Origin of the sequence: Rhizobium sp. P28RR-XV, assembly GCF_012641385.1 — a bacterium.
Lineage (GTDB): Bacteria > Pseudomonadota > Alphaproteobacteria > Rhizobiales > Rhizobiaceae > Rhizobium.
In genome coordinates this window covers 102,426-121,807 of record NZ_JABAIG010000002.1, presented here as the reverse complement: position 1 = coordinate 121,807, position 19,382 = coordinate 102,426, and the positions used below count along the sequence as shown (strand labels likewise).

At 60.2% G+C, this 19,382-nt stretch carries 18 protein-coding genes; 8 read left to right on the top strand and 10 right to left on the bottom strand.

Annotated elements, in window-relative coordinates; genetic code table 11:
* Window positions 1-170: 170 nt before the first annotated feature.
* Window positions 171-1,211: a D-xylose ABC transporter substrate-binding protein gene (xylF, locus tag HGP12_RS04190; protein WP_168838471.1), complete on the bottom strand. Its 1,041-nt coding sequence runs from the start codon at window positions 1,209-1,211 to the stop codon at window positions 171-173.
* Window positions 1,212-1,433: 222 nt separating this feature from the next.
* Here xylF and HGP12_RS04185 point away from each other — a divergent pair, with 222 nt between their 5' ends.
* Window positions 1,434-2,675, top strand: a complete 1,242-nt coding sequence (locus HGP12_RS04185; RefSeq protein WP_168838472.1) for an ROK family transcriptional regulator — start codon at window positions 1,434-1,436, stop codon at window positions 2,673-2,675.
* Window positions 2,676-2,729: 54 nt separating this feature from the next.
* Here the strand turns inward: HGP12_RS04185 and HGP12_RS04180 are convergent, their stop codons facing one another.
* The 4 genes from HGP12_RS04180 to iolG form a co-directional block, all read right to left on the bottom strand.
* Entirely contained in the window at window positions 2,730-3,353 is a 624-nt protein-coding gene (locus tag HGP12_RS04180; RefSeq protein WP_168838473.1) for an ATP-dependent Clp protease proteolytic subunit, read from the bottom strand.
* Window positions 3,354-3,397: 44 nt separating this feature from the next.
* The gene (locus HGP12_RS04175; RefSeq protein ID WP_168838474.1) at window positions 3,398-3,757 is read right to left on the bottom strand and encodes an SRPBCC domain-containing protein; all 360 of its coding nucleotides are present in this window, start codon (window positions 3,755-3,757) and stop codon (window positions 3,398-3,400) included.
* Window positions 3,754-4,068, bottom strand: coding sequence for an ArsR/SmtB family transcription factor (locus tag HGP12_RS04170; RefSeq protein ID WP_112340583.1), 315 nt, complete (start codon window positions 4,066-4,068; stop codon window positions 3,754-3,756). The genes HGP12_RS04175 and HGP12_RS04170 overlap by 4 nt, the downstream gene beginning before the upstream one ends.
* A gap of 173 nt (window positions 4,069-4,241) precedes the next feature.
* The gene (gene iolG / locus HGP12_RS04165) at window positions 4,242-5,234 is read right to left on the bottom strand and encodes an inositol 2-dehydrogenase (protein WP_168838475.1); all 993 of its coding nucleotides are present in this window, start codon (window positions 5,232-5,234) and stop codon (window positions 4,242-4,244) included.
* A 231-nt stretch (window positions 5,235-5,465) separates the two neighbouring features.
* On the opposite strand from iolG, the gene HGP12_RS04160 reads away from it, so the two are divergent.
* Window positions 5,466-5,726: a hypothetical protein gene (locus HGP12_RS04160; RefSeq protein ID WP_168838476.1), complete on the top strand. Its 261-nt coding sequence runs from the start codon at window positions 5,466-5,468 to the stop codon at window positions 5,724-5,726.
* Here HGP12_RS04160 and HGP12_RS04155 read toward each other — a convergent pair whose 3' ends face one another.
* Together HGP12_RS04155 and HGP12_RS04150 are read right to left on the bottom strand one after the other, a co-directional pair.
* Window positions 5,727-6,197, bottom strand: a complete 471-nt coding sequence (locus tag HGP12_RS04155; protein WP_168838477.1) for a hypothetical protein — start codon at window positions 6,195-6,197, stop codon at window positions 5,727-5,729.
* 75 nt (window positions 6,198-6,272) lie between these two features.
* Window positions 6,273-7,280, bottom strand: a complete 1,008-nt coding sequence (locus HGP12_RS04150) for a LysR family transcriptional regulator (RefSeq protein ID WP_168838478.1) — start codon at window positions 7,278-7,280, stop codon at window positions 6,273-6,275.
* Between the two features lie 274 nt (window positions 7,281-7,554).
* On the opposite strand from HGP12_RS04150, the gene chvE reads away from it, so the two are divergent.
* The 6 genes from chvE (at window position 7,555) to araD (ending at window position 15,892) form a co-directional block, all read left to right on the top strand.
* Window positions 7,555-8,619 carry a multiple monosaccharide ABC transporter substrate-binding protein gene (gene chvE, locus HGP12_RS04145; RefSeq protein WP_168838479.1) on the top strand — a complete coding sequence of 355 codons (1,065 nt, stop codon included), beginning with the start codon at window positions 7,555-7,557 and terminating at the stop codon, window positions 8,617-8,619.
* A gap of 105 nt (window positions 8,620-8,724) precedes the next feature.
* The gene (mmsA, locus tag HGP12_RS04140) at window positions 8,725-10,263 is read left to right on the top strand and encodes a multiple monosaccharide ABC transporter ATP-binding protein (RefSeq protein WP_168838480.1); all 1,539 of its coding nucleotides are present in this window, start codon (window positions 8,725-8,727) and stop codon (window positions 10,261-10,263) included.
* Window positions 10,260-11,468, top strand: coding sequence for a multiple monosaccharide ABC transporter permease (gene mmsB / locus HGP12_RS04135; RefSeq protein WP_149634652.1), 1,209 nt, complete (start codon window positions 10,260-10,262; stop codon window positions 11,466-11,468). Before mmsA ends, mmsB begins: the two co-directional genes overlap by 4 nt.
* A 117-nt stretch (window positions 11,469-11,585) precedes the next feature.
* Window positions 11,586-12,584: an AraD1 family protein gene (araD1, locus tag HGP12_RS04130; RefSeq protein WP_168838481.1), complete on the top strand. Its 999-nt coding sequence runs from the start codon at window positions 11,586-11,588 to the stop codon at window positions 12,582-12,584.
* A 65-nt stretch (window positions 12,585-12,649) separates the two neighbouring features.
* Window positions 12,650-14,083, top strand: coding sequence for an aldehyde dehydrogenase family protein (locus HGP12_RS04125; RefSeq protein ID WP_168838482.1), 1,434 nt, complete (start codon window positions 12,650-12,652; stop codon window positions 14,081-14,083).
* Between the two features lie 63 nt (window positions 14,084-14,146).
* Complete coding sequence (araD, locus tag HGP12_RS04120; RefSeq protein WP_015340744.1) at window positions 14,147-15,892, top strand: L-arabinonate dehydratase; 1,746 nt, start codon at window positions 14,147-14,149, stop codon at window positions 15,890-15,892.
* A gap of 65 nt (window positions 15,893-15,957) precedes the next feature.
* Here araD and HGP12_RS04115 read toward each other — a convergent pair whose 3' ends face one another.
* The 3 genes from HGP12_RS04115 to HGP12_RS04105 are packed head-to-tail and all read right to left on the bottom strand — an operon-like array spanning window position 15,958 to window position 19,146.
* Window positions 15,958-16,776 (bottom strand): transglutaminase family protein, encoded by an 819-nt coding sequence (locus HGP12_RS04115; protein WP_168838483.1) that lies wholly within the window; start codon window positions 16,774-16,776, stop codon window positions 15,958-15,960.
* Window positions 16,777-16,788: 12 nt separating this feature from the next.
* Window positions 16,789-17,730: an alpha-E domain-containing protein gene (locus HGP12_RS04110; protein WP_168838484.1), complete on the bottom strand. Its 942-nt coding sequence runs from the start codon at window positions 17,728-17,730 to the stop codon at window positions 16,789-16,791.
* A 6-nt stretch (window positions 17,731-17,736) separates the two neighbouring features.
* The gene (locus HGP12_RS04105; RefSeq protein WP_168838485.1) at window positions 17,737-19,146 is read right to left on the bottom strand and encodes a circularly permuted type 2 ATP-grasp protein; all 1,410 of its coding nucleotides are present in this window, start codon (window positions 19,144-19,146) and stop codon (window positions 17,737-17,739) included.
* Window positions 19,147-19,382 lie beyond the last annotated feature (236 nt).

Here is a 19,382-nt window from a genome sequence, read left to right as displayed (position 1 = left end):
ACGACCGCCGTCCGGCAGGCCGATCGGATATGCGATGACGCAACACATGCGGGAAGCCTTGCGTCTCCATTCTGGGTGGAGTTGCGGGCCTCTTATCCGCATTCGACGCCGCAACGGAGAGCCCCTTGCGGCGTCGGCATTATCTTCGGGTCAACTCGTCAGCCAAGTGCTTACTTGCAGGCAGCGACGCTGCCGGCCTTGACGCCCTGGCAGGCTTCAGCCTTGGAGATCCAGCCGGCGTCGATGACGACGTTCAGATTGTCCTTGGTGATCGGGATCGGGGTCAGGAAGACCGACTTCATCGCAACATGCTTCGGGCCACCGTTGAAGGTCTGTACGCCATCGATCTGGTCCTGGGTCTTGCCGCCGGCAAGAGCGAGGGCGATTTCAGCGGCGCGCTTGCCGAGCTCGCGCGAGTCCTTCCAGACCGAAACGGTCTGCGTGCCGAGCGCGATGCGGTTCAGAGCGGCCTTGTCGGCGTCCTGGCCGGAAACCGGCACGGAACCTGCGAGGCCCTGGGCGTCGAGTGCAGCGACTGCGCCGCCGGCGGTGCCGTCGTTGGAGGCGACGACCGCGTCAACCTTGTTGTTGTTGGCGGTCAGGAACTGCTCCATGTTGCGCTGCGCGTTCTGCGGCAGCCAGCCATCCGTGTAGGCTTCGCCGACATTCTTGATCTTGCCGGCGTCGATGGCGGACTTCAGCACTTCCATCTGGCCCGCGAAGAGGAAGTCGGCATTCGGGTCGGACGACGAGCCCTTGATGAAGACGTAGTTGCCTTCCGGCTTTGCCTTCAGCACGTCGCGAGCCTGCATGCGACCCACTTCCTTGTTGTCGAAGGTGATGTAGAAGGCGGCCGGATTTTCGATCAGGCGGTCGTAGCCGACCACTGGAATGCCCTCGTCGGCGGCCTTTTCAACGGCCGGGCCGATGGCGTCGGAATCCTGCGCGAGAATGATGAGGGCGTTGGCGCCCTGGGAAATCAGCGACTCGACGTCGGTCAGCTGCTTGGAAGCGGACGACTGGGCGTCGGCGGAAATGTACTTGGCGCCGGCTGCCGCGAGCGCCTTCTTGATGGCGGCTTCATCGGTCTTCCAACGCTCTTCCTGGAAGTTCGACCAGGAAACGCCGACGACGAGATCCTTGGCGAAGGCGGCCGTCTGCATGGTCAAAACGATGGCTGCGCCCGCAGCCAGCTTGATGAAAGCTTTCATGTGATCCTCCCGATTGAATGCGGCCGCACGTATCCTTAACTCCCGTCGGCCGCGGCGAAAATGCTGACAAGAAAAGCTTTGGATTTTTTTCTCGACAGTCGAGAAATTTAGTGTCAGAGATTTTTTCAACTGTCAACACCCGCATTGCCGGCTTTCATCGGTCATCCGAAATGGGCTATCAGGGCTGCGGAAGGGGAGGGTTGATGAGCGGGGAGCTTGCCGATGCTGGCCAAATCGAGCACCGAATTGGTCCGTCAAAAGAACAGCGCTTTGGTCTTGTCGGCGCTGCGCCGGCACGGCCCGCTTGCCCATACCGAGCTTTCTGACTTTACGAAACTCTCCTCCGCGACCGTGTCGGTCATCACAGCCGATCTCGAACGGGCGCAGATCATCGAAAAGGCGGAGCAGCAGGCCGCCAGTGGCCGCGGGCGGCCGCGCGTGCTGTTTTCGCAGCGGCGTGATTGCGGCTATCTCATCGTCGTTGTCATCTCGTCGGATGCCGTGCAATATTCCCTTGTCGATTATACCGGCCGCCTGATCGACCGTTTCACCGAGGACAGGCAGCAGAACGTCGTCGATGTCGATCGCTTCGTGGCCGGATTGCGCGATGCCTTGAACCGGATCGTCACCCGTTCGCAATTGTCGCGCGACAAGGTGCTGATGATCTCGATCAGCAGCAAGGGGCTCGTCGATGCGTCCGAACCAGTGCTGCGCTGGTCGCCGATCTTCGGGCGCGCCGAGATCGATTTCGCCGCCGTGCTTCGTGACGAATGGACAGCGCAAGTCATTCTTGGCAACGAGACCCTGCTGGTGGCCGCGGCCCTCGGGCGGCAGGAGGAAATCAGCACGCGTGGCGGTTTCCGCGCAATGGCGGCGCTGTCGCTTGGCCACAGCATCGGGCTCGGCATCGTGCGCCGAGATCAGGAGGGTAATCATCATATCTCGGCGCCGAATTTCGGGCATATGATGCATGTACCGGGCGGTGGTCTTTGCCGCTGCGGCGCACGCGGCTGCATTGAGGCCTATGCAGGCTTTTATGCCATGCTGCGCACGGCTTTCGACGTGCCGCTCGACACGATCCCGGCGAAGTTCGTTCCTATCGCCGAACTCGACAAGATCGCAGCGAGCGCGCGCCATGGCGGGCGCCGCAATGTGCTGGCCTTCCGTCAGGCCGGCCTGGCGCTCGGCAATGGCCTTTCGCGCGTCCTGAGCCTGCACGAGCGGATGCCGATCGTCATCACCGGTCCGGGCGTACGCTATTATGATCTGCTGATCGAGGGCATAACCGAGGGACTGGCGGAATCGCATGTCGTGCGCATGGAGGGCATGCCGGAGCTGCGCGTCATCGTCGACGAGCCGACGCTCGTCTTCGAAGGGCATCTGAACCGTGCATTTTCGATCATCGACAATGATATCGTGAAAAGGAGCGGATCGGTCGTGGAATTGCGCGACCGGGCCGGTTGAGAGCCACGACGCGAAAGTTCGGCACTGCGACTGGCTGCAGCGCCGCTGTTGGACTCAATCCGTCAGGCCCAAGGGTTGCTCTTCCTCGCGAATGTGCAGGATGCGGTCGATCAATCCCCATTCCAGCGCTTCTTCCGCCGTCATGAAGTGATCGCGATCCATGGCGCGCTCGAATTCCTCATAGGAGCGGCCGCAATGCTCGGCGTAGAGCCGTGTCATGCGGTGTTTCGTTCGTCTCATTTCTTCAGCGTGGATAAAGATGTCCGATGCCTGCCCCTGGAAGCCGCCCAAGGGCTGATGGATATGGATGCTGGCATTGGGCAGCGCGGTGCGCTGGCCCGGTTCGCCGGCCATCAGCAGAAAAGACCCCATTGAACGAGCCGTCCCCATGCAGAGCGTATGCACCGGCGCGCGGATGTAGCGCATGGTATCGTACATGGCGAGGCCGCTGGTCACGACGCCTCCGGGCGAATTGACATAAAGGCTGATCGGTTTCTTCGGGCTTTCCGCCTCGAGAAATAAGAGTTGGGCGCAGACGAGGGCTGAGACGGTATCGTTCACCTCGCCATTCAGGAAGATGATCCTCTCGCGCAGCAAGCGGGAATAGATGTCGAAAGACCGCTCTCCTCTGCTGGATTGTTCCACGACCATGGGGACGAGTTGCATCGCTTCGCGCATCGGCGAACTCCAATATTCTTGAAATTGTTGATCTATTCAGAGCGTCAGGCGGCGCGCATGACGGTCAGGCTGTTATTGTTTGCCGCAGCCTTTTCAGCCTGGCGAAGCCGCACATCATCAAGTTCGTGGATGATCCGCAGGCTCGTGCCGCCGTTTGCGTTCGGAGCTATCCTGAAGGTTACGGTGCTTTCGAGGAATGGCGGCGCGTCGTCGCGCAGGCGGTAGCGCACCTCTTCACCTGGCGTGACGGATATTGCCTGGGGATCGGCCAAGGCTTCCTTCGGCAGCCAGTTTTCGCGAAGTTCGGGAGTGCTGACCGCGCGCCACACCTTCTGAGGGGGCTCGTTGAGATCGTACTCAAGTTCGATGCCGGGTTTGCGGGCAGGGATTTTCCGGTCGTTCATTGGTCCATATCCTTCAGCAAGACCTTGAGAGCTTCGATGCGGGCGGGCCAGTAGGCGCGGTATTTCGCCAGCCATTGCGCAATGAGGGCAAGCCCCTCCGGATCGACTTCGTAATTCACGAACCGCCCCTGTCGTTCTTCCCTGACCAGCCCGGCGCCGCGCAGAACGGCGAGATGCTGGGACATGGCCGGCTGGCTGATATCAATGCCTTCGCGAAGGGCGCTGGCATTCATGCCACCGGCGGCGAGCTTTTCAAAAATGGCGCGGCGGGTCGGATCCGCCAAAGCCCGGAATATCTCGTTCTCTATCATGAGAACAGATAAGCACGTACTTATGCGATTCGCAAGAGGTTTCGACAACGGAGAACGGCAGCCTCGAAAGGCGAGGCTGGCACGGGCCTTCCGGCCAAAGAAAAGGTCCGCCGCGAAGCGATTCGCGGCGGACCTTTTGGGAGGATCGTATTTCTTGCAGGAATTGCGGCTGCTTAGCCGACCTTTATCAGGCGGCCTTCCTTGACCGACTGCAGGGCGGCATCCGCCAGCTTCAGGGCGGCGAGGCCATCGGTGCCCGAGGGAGTGATGGTGGCGCCCTTTTCGACTGCGGCGATGAAGCTTGCGATCTCGTTAGCATAGGCTTCCGTGTAGCGCGTCATGAAGAAATCATGCAGCGGCGGGCGGGTGTAGCCATCGCCATTGGCGACTTCGATCGAGAAGGGGCGCTGGTTTTCGGCTGCTACCATGCCCTTCGAGCCGTGGATTTCGATGCGCTGATCGTAGCCGTAGGTGGCGCGCCGGGAATTGGAGATGATCGCCTGCTTGCCCGACGCCGTCTGGAGGATGACGGAAACGCTGTCGTAATCGCCAGCTTCGCCGATCGCCTTGTCGACCAGCACGGCCGCGGTTGCGGTCACGGCCACAGGCTCTTCGCCGAGCAGGAAGCGGGCCATGTCGAAATCATGGATGGTCATGTCGCGGAAAATGCCGCCGGAGCGCTTGATGTAATCGACGGGCGGGGCGCCCGGATCGCGCGAGGTGATCGTCACCATCTCCACAGTGCCGATGCGGCCTTCGTCGATGGCCTTCTTGACGGCCATGAAATGCGGGTCGAAGCGGCGGTTGAAGCCGACCATCAGCTTGCCCTTGGTTTCCTTGACGACCTTGATGCAGGCCTCGACGCGGGCGACGTCGAGATCCACCGGCTTCTCGCAGAAGACGGCCTTGCCGGCGCGAGAGAAGCGCTCGATAAGATCGGCATGGGTATCGGTCGGCGTGCAGATGACGACGGCATCGATATCGTTTGCCGCTTCGATGGCCTCGATGGTGCGCACTTCGCAGCCATAGGCGGCTGAAATTGCTTCCGCTGCCGCCGGAAAGGCATCCGCGACGGCAACGAGCCTGGCGTTGGCATCGCCGCTGACGGCCTTCGCATGCACCTTGCCGATGCGTCCGGCGCCGAGCAGGCCAAATCTGACAGTCATTCTTACCTCCCTGAATTCGGAATAAATGGACCGAATATCTACCTCTATGGAATTTTCATTCCATTTTCCGGCGACGGCGTCAAGCCGCCTGGACTTCACAATTCTCAAAAATGCTGTTCGATCTCGGCCTAGCCGAAATCAGCCCGCAAAACCTTATTTTATCCGGACCGCTTCACAATTTTCCCAATGATGCGCTAAAGACAAGTCTTCTTGAATAGGCAAAAGAGACCCATGCAACTGATCGATCCCAGTCACCCGCTCTATAAGCCGCTTTGGGTGCGCATCCTCATCGTGGCTGTCTGTTTTGGCTGGGCAGCCGTCGAAACCTTTGGCTCGCAGCCGTTCTGGGCCATGCTGTCAGGAGCGCTTGGTGTCTATTCGGCCTGGATGCTGCTTCTGAATTTCAAGCCTCAACCGCCTGCGGCAACCAATGATGCGCCCGCGCGGGACGATGTCGCCGAGGATGACGGGCCTGCGGAAGATAAGAAATAATCATCGCCTTAGGCGGCGGATGGCTTCGTCGATCAGCTGATTGGCAAGCGTCATGCGGGTCGTCGCCTGTTCGCGGAAGAGGGCGGCGATGCTGTCCGGGTGATTGGCCTTGGCGAAGCTGCGGCGTTTTTCCTGCAGAGCTTCGCGCGTAAGGTCCGAGGTGATTGCAAGCTCCGCGGCGATCTCTTCCCGTGACGTTCGTGCCAGATGTTTCGGCATGACCGGCGGCTCCGGCTCCGGCTCCTGCGGCGCAGGTTCGGGTTCCGGTTCGGGCGGGATAATCGGATCGCCGAGATTGTCGCGATAGGCTTCGTCGGGCCGGTGCGTTTCCGGCGCCTCGCCGCCGAGCACCGTCGCGGCAAAGCTGACATTGAGGCCGCGGATGCGGTGCGCCTCTTCCTTTTCCGGCGCATCCTCCTCGGTATCGAGGCGGTCGAGCACGGATTGAAACAATGATTGCCTGAACAACATGCGAGCCTCCACGCCAAGTTTCATAGGAGCGGAAGTTGGCGTGGAGCTTATGGGCATGCATCCGCGAACGTAACGTTATGTCAGCGCAAGATTCCTGCTCTCTTCCAGGATCATGTCGTGCAGCAGCCGGGCGCTCGGCGGCATGGCGCGTTCGCGCGCTGTGATCAGGCTGTAGGGCCTGACATCGATGTCGAAGTCGATCGGCAGGATGGAGGATTCGCCGGCCTGCGATGTCTGCCCGCAGATGAATTGCGCCATGTCCAGCGCAATGGGAGCAACGGCATCCGTCTTGCAGACCACGGCAAGCGTCAACAGCAGGGACGAGGTGTTGATGACATTTTCCGGCAGGGGCACGCCTGCCGCAAGGAAGATGTCCTCCACCTTGCGCCGCAGCAACGTGCCGGGTGGCTGGAAGACCCAGTCGTAGCCGGCGAGGTCCGGCAGGCTGGCCACTCCCTTTTCGAGCAGTGGATGTCCGTTGCGGACCACGAGGCAGGCTTTCTCGACGCCGATTTCATGGGCGGTGAAGAGGCGCGGATCGAGATCGTCGGGAATGCGGCTGATGATGAAGTCGTGGCGGGCGGTCAGCAGCTCGCGCGCTAGGACATTGCTGTTCTCCACTTCGATATTGATCTCGATGCCCGGATAGGTGCGCGTTACCCGCTGGATTGCCGGCACCACCAGGCTGATCGCCGGGGCGGTTACCGCGCCCAGAAAGACGGAGCCGCCCTTGCCGGTCCGCAAGGCGCCGAGCTCGCGGCCCGCCTCACGCAACTCGAGCAGGATCTTGCGCGCCCGTTTGGCGAGCGCAAGGCCGAATGGGGTCAGCACGACGCCCCGGGCGACGCGCTCGTAGAGCGGACTTTTGACAATTGACTCCATTTCGGAGAGCATGCGTGAAGCCGCTGGTTGTGACATGTTCATGGACTCGGCGGCGGCCGAAATTTGCCCATGGTCCTCGATTGTGACAATCATTCGCAGGTGATTGAGCTTCAAACCGGCTTTCAACAACGTGTCGTCGCGAAAATTGTCGGAATGAATCTCAATGCCATCGCTCAAATAATCGTTATATATTTTCTCCATGACGGCCAAATTTCCCATTCGTCGGCAAAAAAGTACTATTTTTTACCATTATATCAAAGTTGGTATATGTTTTACCAGTTATTCTATTTGACAGATATACGAAATCGTACGAGTTTGCCGATCGTGCGCTGGGTACAGCTCATAGACCGTGAGAGCGTGGAGGAGACCTACTTCGTTTCTCACAATTAGAAGTAAACCATTCCTTCTACGGAACCTGCCGCAGTTTCGGGCGGGCATTTTTTGTCCGCCACATTAAACAACAAGGGAGAGAGTAATGAAATCCATTATCTCATTGATGGCCGGCGCTGCATTCGGCGTCGCCACGCTGGTGGTACCTGCCTTCGCGGCGGACAAGGGCACAGTAGGCATTGCCATGCCGACCAAGGCTTCGGCCCGCTGGATCGACGACGGCAACAACATCGTCAAGCAGCTCCAGGCTGCCGGTTACGGCACCGACCTGCAGTATGGCGACGACGACATTCCGAACCAGCTGTCGCAGATCGAAAACATGGTCACCAAGGGCGACAAGGTTCTCGTCATCGCTTCGATCGACGGCACCACGCTGTCCGACGTTCTGCAGAAGGCACACGATGCCGGCATCAAGGTCATCGCTTACGACCGCCTGATCCGCAACAGCGGCAACGTCGACTACTATGCGACCTTCGACAACTTCAAGGTCGGCGTTCTCCAGGCCGGCTCGATCGTCGACGCTCTCGGCCTCAAGGACGGCAAGGGTCCGTTCAATATCGAGCTTTTCGGCGGTTCTCCGGACGACAACAACGCCTTCTTCTTCTATGACGGCGCAATGTCGGTTCTGAAGCCCTACATCGACAGCGGCAAGCTGGTCGTGAAGTCCGGCCAGATGGGCATGGACAAGGTCGGTACGCTGCGTTGGGACCCGGCAACGGCCCAGGCTCGTATGGATAACCTGCTGTCGGCTTATTACACCGACTCCCACGTCGATGCCGTTCTGTCTCCGTATGACGGCCTGTCGATCGGTATCCTCTCCTCGCTCAAGGGCGTTGGTTACGGTTCCGGCGGCGTGAAGCTTCCGATCGTTACCGGTCAGGACTCCGAAATTCCGTCGGTCAAGTCGATCATCGCCGGCGAGCAGCATTCCACGATCTTCAAGGACACCCGTGACCTCGCTAAGGTCACCGTCGGCATGGTCAACGCTCTGATGGAAGGCAAGACGCCTGAAGTCAACGACAGCAAGACCTACGACAACGGCGTCAAGGTTGTTCCGTCTTACCTGCTGACCCCGGTCGCAGTCGACAAGACCAACTACGAGAAGATCCTCGTCGAAGGCGGTTACTACAAGGCTGATCAGCTGAAGTAATTTTCCAACATAGCGGTCAGGGCTCGCTGAAACGCGAGCCCTGGCTTTGATATTTAAGACGATCGCGCGGTCTGCTATGCTCGGTCGCGGCGTTGGATACGGACAATGGACAATACCATCCTCGAAATGCGGAGCATTACCAAGTCGTTCCCCGGTGTGAACGCCCTGGAAAATGTTAATTTAAAGGTCCGTCAGGGCGAGATTCATGCTTTGGTCGGCGAAAATGGAGCCGGCAAGTCCACTCTCATGAAGGTGCTCTCGGGTGTTTACCCGGCCGGCACCTACGACGGCGACATCTACTATGATGGCGCGGTCCGCCAGTTCAGGACCATCAAGGACTCCGAAGAAATCGGCATCATCATCATCCATCAGGAGTTGGCGCTCGTTCCGCTTCTTTCGATTGCCGAAAATATCTTCCTGGGCAACGAGGTCGTCGCCAATGGGATGATCAATTGGCAGGAAACCTTCACCCGCACCAAGCAACTCCTTGCCAAGGTCGGTCTCAGGGAATCTCCGAATACGCTCGTGACCGACATCGGCGTCGGCAAGCAGCAGCTCGTCGAGATCGCCAAGGCCTTGTCGAAGAGCGTCAAGCTTCTCATTCTCGACGAGCCGACGGCATCGCTCAACGAAAGCGATTCCGATGCTCTCCTCAATCTCCTCATGGAGTTCCGCAACCAGGGCATCACCTCGATCATCATCACGCACAAGCTCAACGAAGTGCGCAAGGTGGCCGATCAGATCACGGTATTGCGCGACGGCATGACGGTGAAGGCACTGAATTGTCGCGAGGAAGAGATCAGCGAAGACATCATCATTCGCAACATGGTCGGACGTGAGCTGGCCGACCGCTATCCGCCGCGCTCGGTGCCGATCGGCGAGACGATCTTCGAAGTCAAGAACTGGAATGCGTTCCATCAGCAGCACCGTGACCGCCAGGTCCTGCACGACATCAACGTCAATGTGCGCAAGGGCGAAGTGGTCGGCATTGCCGGCCTGATGGGCGCGGGGCGCACCGAATTCGCCATGAGCGTCTTCGGCAAGTCCTACGGCCACAAGATCAGCGGTGAAGTCTTCGTCGACGGCAAGCAGGTCGATACCAGCACCGTTCGCAGGGCGATCGACGCCGGTCTCGCCTACGTGACGGAAGACCGCAAGCAACTCGGCCTCGTTCTGACGAACAATATTCTGCACAATACGACGCTTGCCAACCTGATGGGCGTCTCCAAGGCAACGGTCATCGACGACGTACGCGAGCTGCAGGTGGCGACGAACTATCGCGCCAAGCTGCGCATCCGTTCGTCCGGTGTTTTCCAGGAGGCAGGCAACCTGTCCGGCGGCAACCAGCAGAAGGTGGTGCTGTCGAAGTGGCTGTTCTCGGATCCGGATGTCCTGATCCTCGACGAGCCGACGCGCGGCATCGATGTCGGCGCCAAATACGAAATTTATTCCATCATCAACCAGCTTGCCGCCGACGGAAAGGGCGTTCTGATGATCTCATCGGAAATGCCCGAGCTTCTCGGTACCTGCGACCGCATCTACGTCATGAATGAGGGTCGAATCGTTGCCGAGCTGCCGAAGGCAGAGGCAAGCCAGGAGAGTATCATGCGCGCTATCATGCGCTCAGGGGAGAAGCATCAATGAGTTCGGCCAACCCAGCCACGGAAAGCAGCCACGTCGTTTCCATCGGCGATCACATCCGCAACAACATCCGCGAATACGGCATGTTGATCGCGCTCGTCGTCATCATGCTGCTGTTCCAGTATCTCACCAACGGCGTTCTGTTCAGGCCGCAGAACCTGACCAACATCGTGCTGCAGAATTCGTTCATCGTCATCATGGCGCTCGGCATGCTGCTGGTCATCGTGGCCGGCCATATCGATCTCTCCGTGGGCTCCGTTGTCGGCTTCGTCGGCGCGGTTGCAGGCGTGCTGGTCGTGCAGATGCATATGAACCTGGCGCTTGCGACGGTCATTTGTCTTCTGATGGGCGCCGCGGTCGGCGCCTGGCACGGATATTTCATCGCCTACCACCGCATCCCATCGTTTATCGTCACGCTTTCCGGCATGCTGGTCTTCCGCGGCCTGACCTATACGATCATCAACACCACGGGCAACGGCAGCAGCATCGGTCCTTTCCCACCGGCGTTCCAGATCGTCGCGACCGGCTTCATTCCCGATTTCGTCGATATGGGCGGCATCCATTCGACATCGATCTTCCTGACCATTGCCATCCCGATTGTGATGTTCCTCCTCGCGTGGCGCGGTCGCAGCGTGAACGAGAAGCATGGCATCGATGTCGAGCCTTTCAGCTTCTTTATCGGCCAGAATCTGGTGATCGCCGCAGCGACCATTTTCATCGGCTACCAGATCTCCTCCTACAGAGGACTGCCGAACGTTCTGGTTCTCATGCTGCTGTTGATCGCCCTCTACGGTTTCGCAACCCAGCGCACCACGATCGGCCGCCGCATCTATGCCATGGGCGGCAATGAGAAGGCGACGAAGCTTTCGGGTATCGATACCCGCCGCCTGACGTTCTACACCTTCATCAACATGGGCATTCTTGCCAGCATCGCCGGCATCATCATCGCCACGCGCCTGAATTCGGCAACGGCCAAGGGCGGCGACGGCCTTGAGCTCGACGTGATCGCGGCTTGCTTCATAGGTGGCGCGTCTGCCTCCGGCGGCGTCGGCAAGGTGACGGGTGCCGTTATCGGTGCCTTGATCATGGGCGTGCTGAACCAGGGCATGTCGATCCTCGGATACCAGACGGACTCGCAGAAGATGATCAAGGGCGCTGTCCTGCTCGCCGCCGTGTTCATCGACGTCTACAACAAGAACAAGGGCTGATCGCTTAAGCGACCAGCCGAGACTTTAAAACCAAATCCATGACAGAGTCCGGCTCTCGCTGAGAGCCGGAACGGTAAACTGCATCCGATCTCTGTCTGTTAGGAAAGGATGAAAGACATGCTTATCTCGCAGATCAAGGGTTCGAACGGCGATATCGTCGTTGTCGTGCGCAACGGACCCGGCGAAGCTGCCAAGGCCGTCGTCAATGCCGGCAGCGTCTATAAGCTTGCGATGGAAGCAGCCGACAGCGGCAAATCGCTGGCGTCGGTCATCGAGGCACATGGTCTCGGCGAAACGGTCGACCTCGAAAAGGTCTATGCCGAAGGCCGCTTCCTGCCGCCGATCACGCATCCAGATGCTGCCCATCTGCATCTGACCGGCACGGGCCTGACGCATCTCGGCTCGGCCGCCACGCGCGATTCCATGCACAAGAAGACGACGGAAGCGGCTGAAGAGACGCTGACCGACTCCATGAAGATGTTCAAGATGGGCATCGAGGGCGGTAAGCCGAAGGCGGGCGAGAAGGGCGTTCAGCCCGAATGGTTCTACAAGGGCAACGGCTATGGCGCCGCGGCCCCAGGTGCCGCGCTGGTGTCGCCTTCCTTTGCGCTCGACGGCGGCGAGGAGCCGGAGATGGCCGGCATCTACGTCATAGCCAAGGATGGCACGCCGTTTCGCATCGGCTTTGCGCTCTCGAACGAGTTTTCCGATCACGTCACCGAGCGGATCAACTATCTCTACCTCGCCCATTCCAAGCTGCGTCCGGCAAGCTTCGGCCCCGAGATCCGTATTGGTGCGGCGCCCGAGGATATCCGCGGAACGTCCCGCATCAAGCGCGGCGACAAGGTGATCTTCGAAAAGCCTTTCCTTTCCGGGGAAGCGAACATGTCGCATACCTTTGCCAATCTTGAATATCACCACTTCAAGTACGGCCTCTTCCGCGTTCCCGGCGATGTGCACGTGCACATGTTCGGCACGGCGACGCTTTCGTTTGCGGAAGGTATCAAGCCGGAAGCCGGTGACGTCTTTGAAATCGAGGTTGCCGAATTCGGCCTGCCGCTGCGCAATCCGCTGGCGGTTGACGCCGAGGAAAACGTGGCTGTTCGCCAGCTGTAATTCGTCGAGCCCGGCCGCAAGGTTCGGCCGGGCATTTTCAATACGATCCAGGAAGGCATGACGCCATGAGCATTCATCAGAATTTGATCGCCGGCGAGTGGACCGGGACGACGGGTAGCGAGAATATCAACCCGTCGGACACGAACGAGGTCGTCGGCCTCTATGCCAGCGCGAATGCGCAGGATGTTGCCGATGCGATCGCAGCTGCCAAGGCTGCGTTCCCGGCCTGGTCGCGCTCCGGCATTCTGGAACGCCATACGATCCTGAAGAAGGCCGGCGAGGAGATTCTGGCGCGCAAGGATGAGCTCGGCGCGCTGCTGGCTCGCGAAGAGGGCAAGACGCTGCCGGAAGCGATCGGCGAGACCATCCGCGCCGCGCAGATCTTCGAATTCTTCGCTGGCGAGGCGCTGCGCCTGGCAGGCGAGGTGGTGCCCTCCGTGCGCCCGAACATCGGTGTCGAGATCACCCGCGAGCCGCTCGGCGTCATCGGCGTTATCACCCCCTGGAACTTCCCGATCGCCATTCCTGCCTGGAAGATCGCGCCGGCGCTCTGCTATGGCAACACCGTCGTCTTCAAGCCGGCCGATCTCGTGCCCGGCTGCTCGTGGGCAATCGTCGATATCCTCCACCGCGCCGGCCTGCCGAAGGGCGTGCTGAACCTTGTCATGGGCAAGGGCTCGGTCGTCGGCCAGGCGATGCTCGACAGCCCGGTTCTGTCCGGCATCACCTTCACTGGCTCGGTCGGTACCGGCAAGCGCGTGGCGCTGTCTTCGGTCGAGCATGGCCGCAAGTACCAGCTGGAAATGGGCGGCAAGAACCCGATGGTCGTGCTTGACGATGCCGACCTGACGGTTGCCGTCGAGGCGGCTGCCAATTCCGCCTTCTTCTCGACCGGCCAGCGCTGCACGGCCTCGTCGCGGCTGATCGTCACCGAAGGCGTTCACGACCGGTTCGTGGCGGCGCTGACGGAGAAGCTGAAGACGCTGAACGTCGATAATGCCCTGAAATCGGGCACGCATATCGGCCCGGTGGTCGATGCCAAGCAGCTGAAGACGGATACCGACTATATCGAGATCGGCAGGCAGGAAGGCGCCAAGCTTGCCTTCGGCGGCGAACTCGTCAACCGCGACACGCCCGGCTTCTACCTGCAGCCGACGCTGTTCACCGAGGCGACGAACCAAATGCGCATCAGCCGCGAAGAGATCTTCGGGCCGGTCGCCTCGGTCATCCGGGTGAAAGATTACGAAGAGGCGCTGGCAACGGCCAACGACACGCCGTTCGGATTGTCCTCCGGCATTGCCACGACAAGCCTGAAGCATGCGACGCATTTCAAGCGAAATGCCGAAGCGGGCATGGTGATGGTGAACCTGCCAACGGCGGGCGTCGACTTCCACGTGCCGTTCGGCGGCCGCAAGGGTTCGTCCTTCGGTTCGCGCGAGCAGGGCAAATATGCCGCCGAATTCTTCACAACCGTCAAGACCGCTTACACGCTCGCCTGACGATCGAATCCAAAGCCTGGGCGCGGACGAGGCGGCCTGGGCGACGCAAAGGGTACTGAGACAATGAAAAAGAAAGCTGAATGGCCGCGCAAGCTGCGCTCCTATGACTGGTTTGGCGGCACCGGCAAGAATGCGATCATGCATCGCTCCTGGATGAAGAACCAGGGCCTGCCGGCCGACACCTTCGACGGCCGGCCGATCATCGGCATCTGTAATACCTGGTCGGAGCTGACGCCCTGCAACGCGCACTTGCGCGATCTTGCGGAGCGCGTGAAGCGTGGTGTTTACGAAGCGGGCGGTTTCCCCGTGGAGTTCCCGGTCTTCTCCGTCGGCGAAAGCACGCTCCGCCCGACGGCGATGATGTTCCGCAACCTGGCGGCCATGGACGTCGAAGAAGCGATCCGTGGCAATCCGGTCGATGGCGTCGTGCTGCTTGGCGGCTGCGACAAGACCACGCCGAGCCTGCTGATGGGTGCTGCCTCCGTCGACATCCCGGTGATCCTCGTTTCCGGCGGTCCGATGCTGAACGGCAAGTGGCGCGGCAAGGATGTCGGTTCCGGCACGGCGATCTGGCAGTTCTCGGAAATGGTGAAGTCCGGCGAGATGTCGCTGGACGAGTTCATGGATGCCGAGCAGGGCATGGCCCGCTCGGCCGGCAGCTGCATGACCATGGGCACGGCCTCGACCATGGCGTCGATGGCCGAAGCGCTCGGCATGACGCTGCCAGGCAATGCGGCCATCCCGGCTGTCGATGCCCGCCGCCGCGTCATCTCGCAACTGTCAGGCCGCCGCATCGTCGACATGGTCAAGGAAGACCTGAAGCCTTCGGATATCCTGACCAAGGAAGCCTTTGAGAACGCTATCCGTGTCAATGGCGCCGTTGGCGGTTCGACCAATGCGGTGCTGCACCTGCTGGCGCTTGCCGGCCGTATCGGCGTCGATCTCTCGCTGGACGATTGGGATCGCTTGGGCCGTGAAGTGCCGACGATCGTCAACCTGCAGCCGTCGGGCAAGCACCTGATGGAAGAGTTCTACTATGCCGGCGGCCTGCCCGTCGTCATCAAGGCTGTGGGAGAGATGGGCCTGCTGCACAAGGACGCCATCACCGTCACCGGCGATACGATCTGGGCCGGCGTCAAGGATGTCGTCAACTACAACGACGACGTCATCGTTCCCAGAGAGAAGGCGCTGACACAGTCGGGCGGCATTGCCGTTCTGCGCGGCAACCTCGCGCCCAAGGGCGCCGTCCTGAAGCCGTCGGCCGCTTCGCCGCATCTGATGCAGCACAAGGGCCGCGCCGTCGTCTTCGAAAGCATCGAGGACTACCACGCCCGCATCAACCGCGACGATCTCGACATCGACGAGAACTGCGTCATGGTGCTGAAGTACTGCGGCCCGAAGGGTTATCCGGGCATGGCAGAAGTCGGCAACATGGGCCTGCCGCCGAAGGTGCTGAAGAAGGGCATTACCGACATGATCCGCATTTCGGATGCGCGCATGTCCGGCACGGCCTACGGGACCGTCATCCTGCACACCGCTCCGGAAGCTGCCGATGGCGGCCCGCTGGCGCTGGTCCAGAACGGTGACATTATCGCGGTCGACGTTCCCGCCCGTACCATCCAGCTCGAGGTCTCGGACGAGGAACTGGCAAAGCGCCGCGCCGCCTGGGTTTCCCCGGTCAAGCCGCTCACCGGCGGTTATGGCGGTCTCTATGTAAAGTCGGTCATGCAGGCCGACACCGGCGCCGACCTGGACTTCCTCGTCGGCCCGCGCGGCTCGGAAATCCCGAACAATCGCGACAGTCACTAAGATTTGTGTTTTGAATTAAGAAAGGGGGCGGGGCGAAAGCTCCGCCCTTTTTCTTCTGTGAGCCGCTAACTCTGGCTCTGACTTTGCCCCTGGCTTGCCACCGTCACCTTGACCGTAAGAGTTTCGCCTGGTGTGCCGACCCGCATGCCGGAGACCGGGGCTGCGTCACGATAGCAGAGGCCGGTTGCGACGCGGACGTAGCGGGCGTCGGGGCAGACATCGTTCGCCGGGTCGAAGCCGACCCAGCCGAGGCTGGGAATATGCGCCTCCGCCCAAGCATGCGTGGCCGCTTGCTCGTTCTTGCCCTCCATCATCAGGTAGCCGGAGACGTAACGCGCCGGGATATTCAGCGCGCGGGCGCCGGCGATGAAGATATGGGCATGGTCCTGACAAACGCCGCTCTTCGCCTCCAGAGCCTGTTCTGCCGTTGTCTCTGTGTCACTGGTGCCCGGCTTGTATTCCACGGTCTCGTGGATTGCCTTCATCAGTACATGCATCCTGGCAAGCTCGTCGTCGCCGGAAACGTCGCGCAGCAGATTCTTCGTGAGCTTGCCGGCCTTGGTGCGCGGCGATTCCCGCAAGTAGAGCCAGAGCGGAGCAAAGCCGAGATGCTGTCCTAGCACCCCATTGAGATCTTGTGTTTCGACTTCGCCCAAGGCGATGATTTTTGTCGCGTCCTGCTGGCCGTCAAGCGAGACGAGCGTGATGCGATTGCCGAACTGGTCGTCGTACTCCACTTCGGGTTTGGCGCCCTCAACCGTCAGCTTCCAGTCGATGACCGTTTGCCCGATGCCTGTCAGCGGGGTCAGACGCAGCCGCTGCAGTGAAAACTGCGCCGGCTCGTCGTAGCGATATTCCGTAATATGGCTGATCGTCAGTCTCATGATACCGCCCGCCTACTCGTAGAACCGATAGCCGTCGGAGATTTCGGCGCCGAGTTTATTGCTGTGCGCGACGAAATCTTCGAGGAATTCATGCAGGCCCTGATCCATGATGCGCTTGATCGTCAGGCGCTGCAGTGACTGGCGGATGGCTTCCGCCGTGTCGTGGGCCGGCAGCCGTTTTTCATATTCGGCGCTGAGGTAGCTCATATTGCTGACGATCTTGTCGTAGCAATAGGCGAGCGAACGCGGCATCTGGCCGTTCAAGATCAGGAAGTCGGCAATGTTGGCCGGCTTGTATTCGGGGTCGTAGGCCCATTTATAGGCCCGGTGCGCCGAAACGGATCGCAGGATCGATTCCCATTGGGCGTTGTCGAGCGAGGAGCCGACATGCGAGACTGATGGCAGCAGGACGTAATATTTCACGTCAAGGATGCGGGCCGTATTGTCCGCACGTTCGATAAAGGTGCCGATGCGGGCGAAGTTATAAAGCTCGTTGCGCAGCATCGAGCCGTGAAAGGCGCCGCGGATCAATCCGGCACGCTGTTTGATGACGTCGATCATCTCGGGCAGTTCGGCCGTCTTCAGCCGCTTGCCGAGGATGGACTTCAGCTCGATCCAGCATTCGTTGGTTGCTTCCCAGGTGTCGCGGGTCAGCGCGGTGCGCACCATGCGGGCGTTGTTGCGGCCGTATTCGATGCAGGACATGACACTCGACGGGTTGGAGCGATCGCGCATCAGATAGTCGATCGCGTCGGCACCGGTCAGCTTGCCATGCACTTCGTTATAGGCTTCGCGCACACCTGCGCTTTGCAGGACGCCGTCCCAATCGTCATCGACGGCGTCGCTGCGCGTCAGCGACATACGCTGGCCGGCGTCGACCAGACGGGCTATGTTTTCGGCACGCTCGATGTAACGGAACATCCAGTAGAGGCCATTTGCGGTTCTTCCCAGCATGTCCGTTCAGTCCTCCAGAACCCAGGTGTCTTTGGTGCCGCCGCCCTGGCTGGAGTTGACCACCAACGAGCCTTCCTTCAGCGCCACGCGGGTCAGTCCGCCGGGGATGATCCGTACCTTGTCGGAGACGAGGACGTAGGGCCGCAGATCGACATGCCGCGGCGCAATGCCCTTATTGACCAGGATCGGCACGGTCGACAGCGAAAGGGTTGGCTGCGCGATGTAGTTGTTCGGCTTGCTCTTGAGCTTTTCGGCAAAGGCCGTCCGTTCCTTTTTGGTGGCCGTCGGTCCGACAAGCATGCCGTAGCCGCCGGAGCCATGGACTTCCTTGACGACGAGATCGGCAAGGTTGTCGAGCACATATTTCAGGCTGTCCGGCTCCGAACAGCGCCAGGTCGGCACGTTTTCGAGGATCGGCTTGCGGCCGGTATAGAATTCGACGATCTCCGGCATGTAGGAATAGATCGCCTTGTCGTCGGAAATGCCGGTGCCGGGCGCATTGGCGATGGTAATGTTGCCAGCGCGGTAGACATCCATGATGCCGGGAATGCCGAGCGCGGATTCCGGGCGGAAGGTGAGGGGATCAAGGAAATCGTCGTCGACGCGGCGATAGAGCACATCGATGGCCTCATAGCCTCGCGTCGTGCGCATCTTCACCTTGCCGTCGATGACCCGCAGATCCGAACCTTCGACCAGCTCCACGCCCATCATGTCGGCGAGGAAAGAATGCTCGTAATAGGCGGAGTTGTAGATTCCGGGCGTCAGCACCGCGACGCGCGGCTTGCCCTTGCAGCCGGGAGGGGCGAGCGACGCCAGGCTCTGGCGCAGCAGCAATGGATAGTCTTCGACGCGCTGCACCTTGTTCTGATGGAACAGCTCGGGGAACATCTGCATCATCGTTTCGCGGTTTTCCAGCATGTAGCTGACCCCGGAAGGCGTGCGGGCATTGTCCTCAAGCACATAGAACTGGTCTTCGCCCGTGCGGACGATATCGGTGCCGACGATGTGGGTATAGACGCCGCCTGGCGGGCGGAAGCCGATCATTTCAGGCAGGAAGGCGTCGTTCTTCTCGATCAGCTCGCGCGGGATACGGCCGGCGCGGATGATTTCCTGCTTGTGGTAGATGTCGTGAAGGAAGGCATTGAGCGCGATGACCCGCTGTTCGATGCCCTGGGCAAGCTTGCGCCATTCACGGCCGGATATGATGCGGGGGATGATGTCGAAGGGGATGAGCTTTTCGGAGGAGTCTGCGTGTCCGTAGACCGCGAAGGTAATGCCCGTCTTCCGGAAGATGGTTTCCGCGTCGCGGGATTTGGCAATGAGATGGCCCCTGTCCTGGCCTGAGTACCACTCGAAGTATTTCTCGTAAGGCGCGCGCGGACTTTCATCCGCAGTAATCATTTCATCAAATGCCAAAGGTGCGGTCCCCGTGTTTTCACCCATTTGAATACAATGGTTTTTACAATGCAAGAACTATGCGCAGTTGCCATTGCGAATTTCGCAACGTCGAAAAATGCCGGAGTTACAGGCATTTAAGAATAATCTGACCGTTACTCGCCGGGTTTCGCCGCAACGCTCGGGTCAAAATTTGAGCATCTGCTTCTTTTGCGGACTGAACGCCTGGGTAGTGACTGAGGTTCCTGAAACCAGAG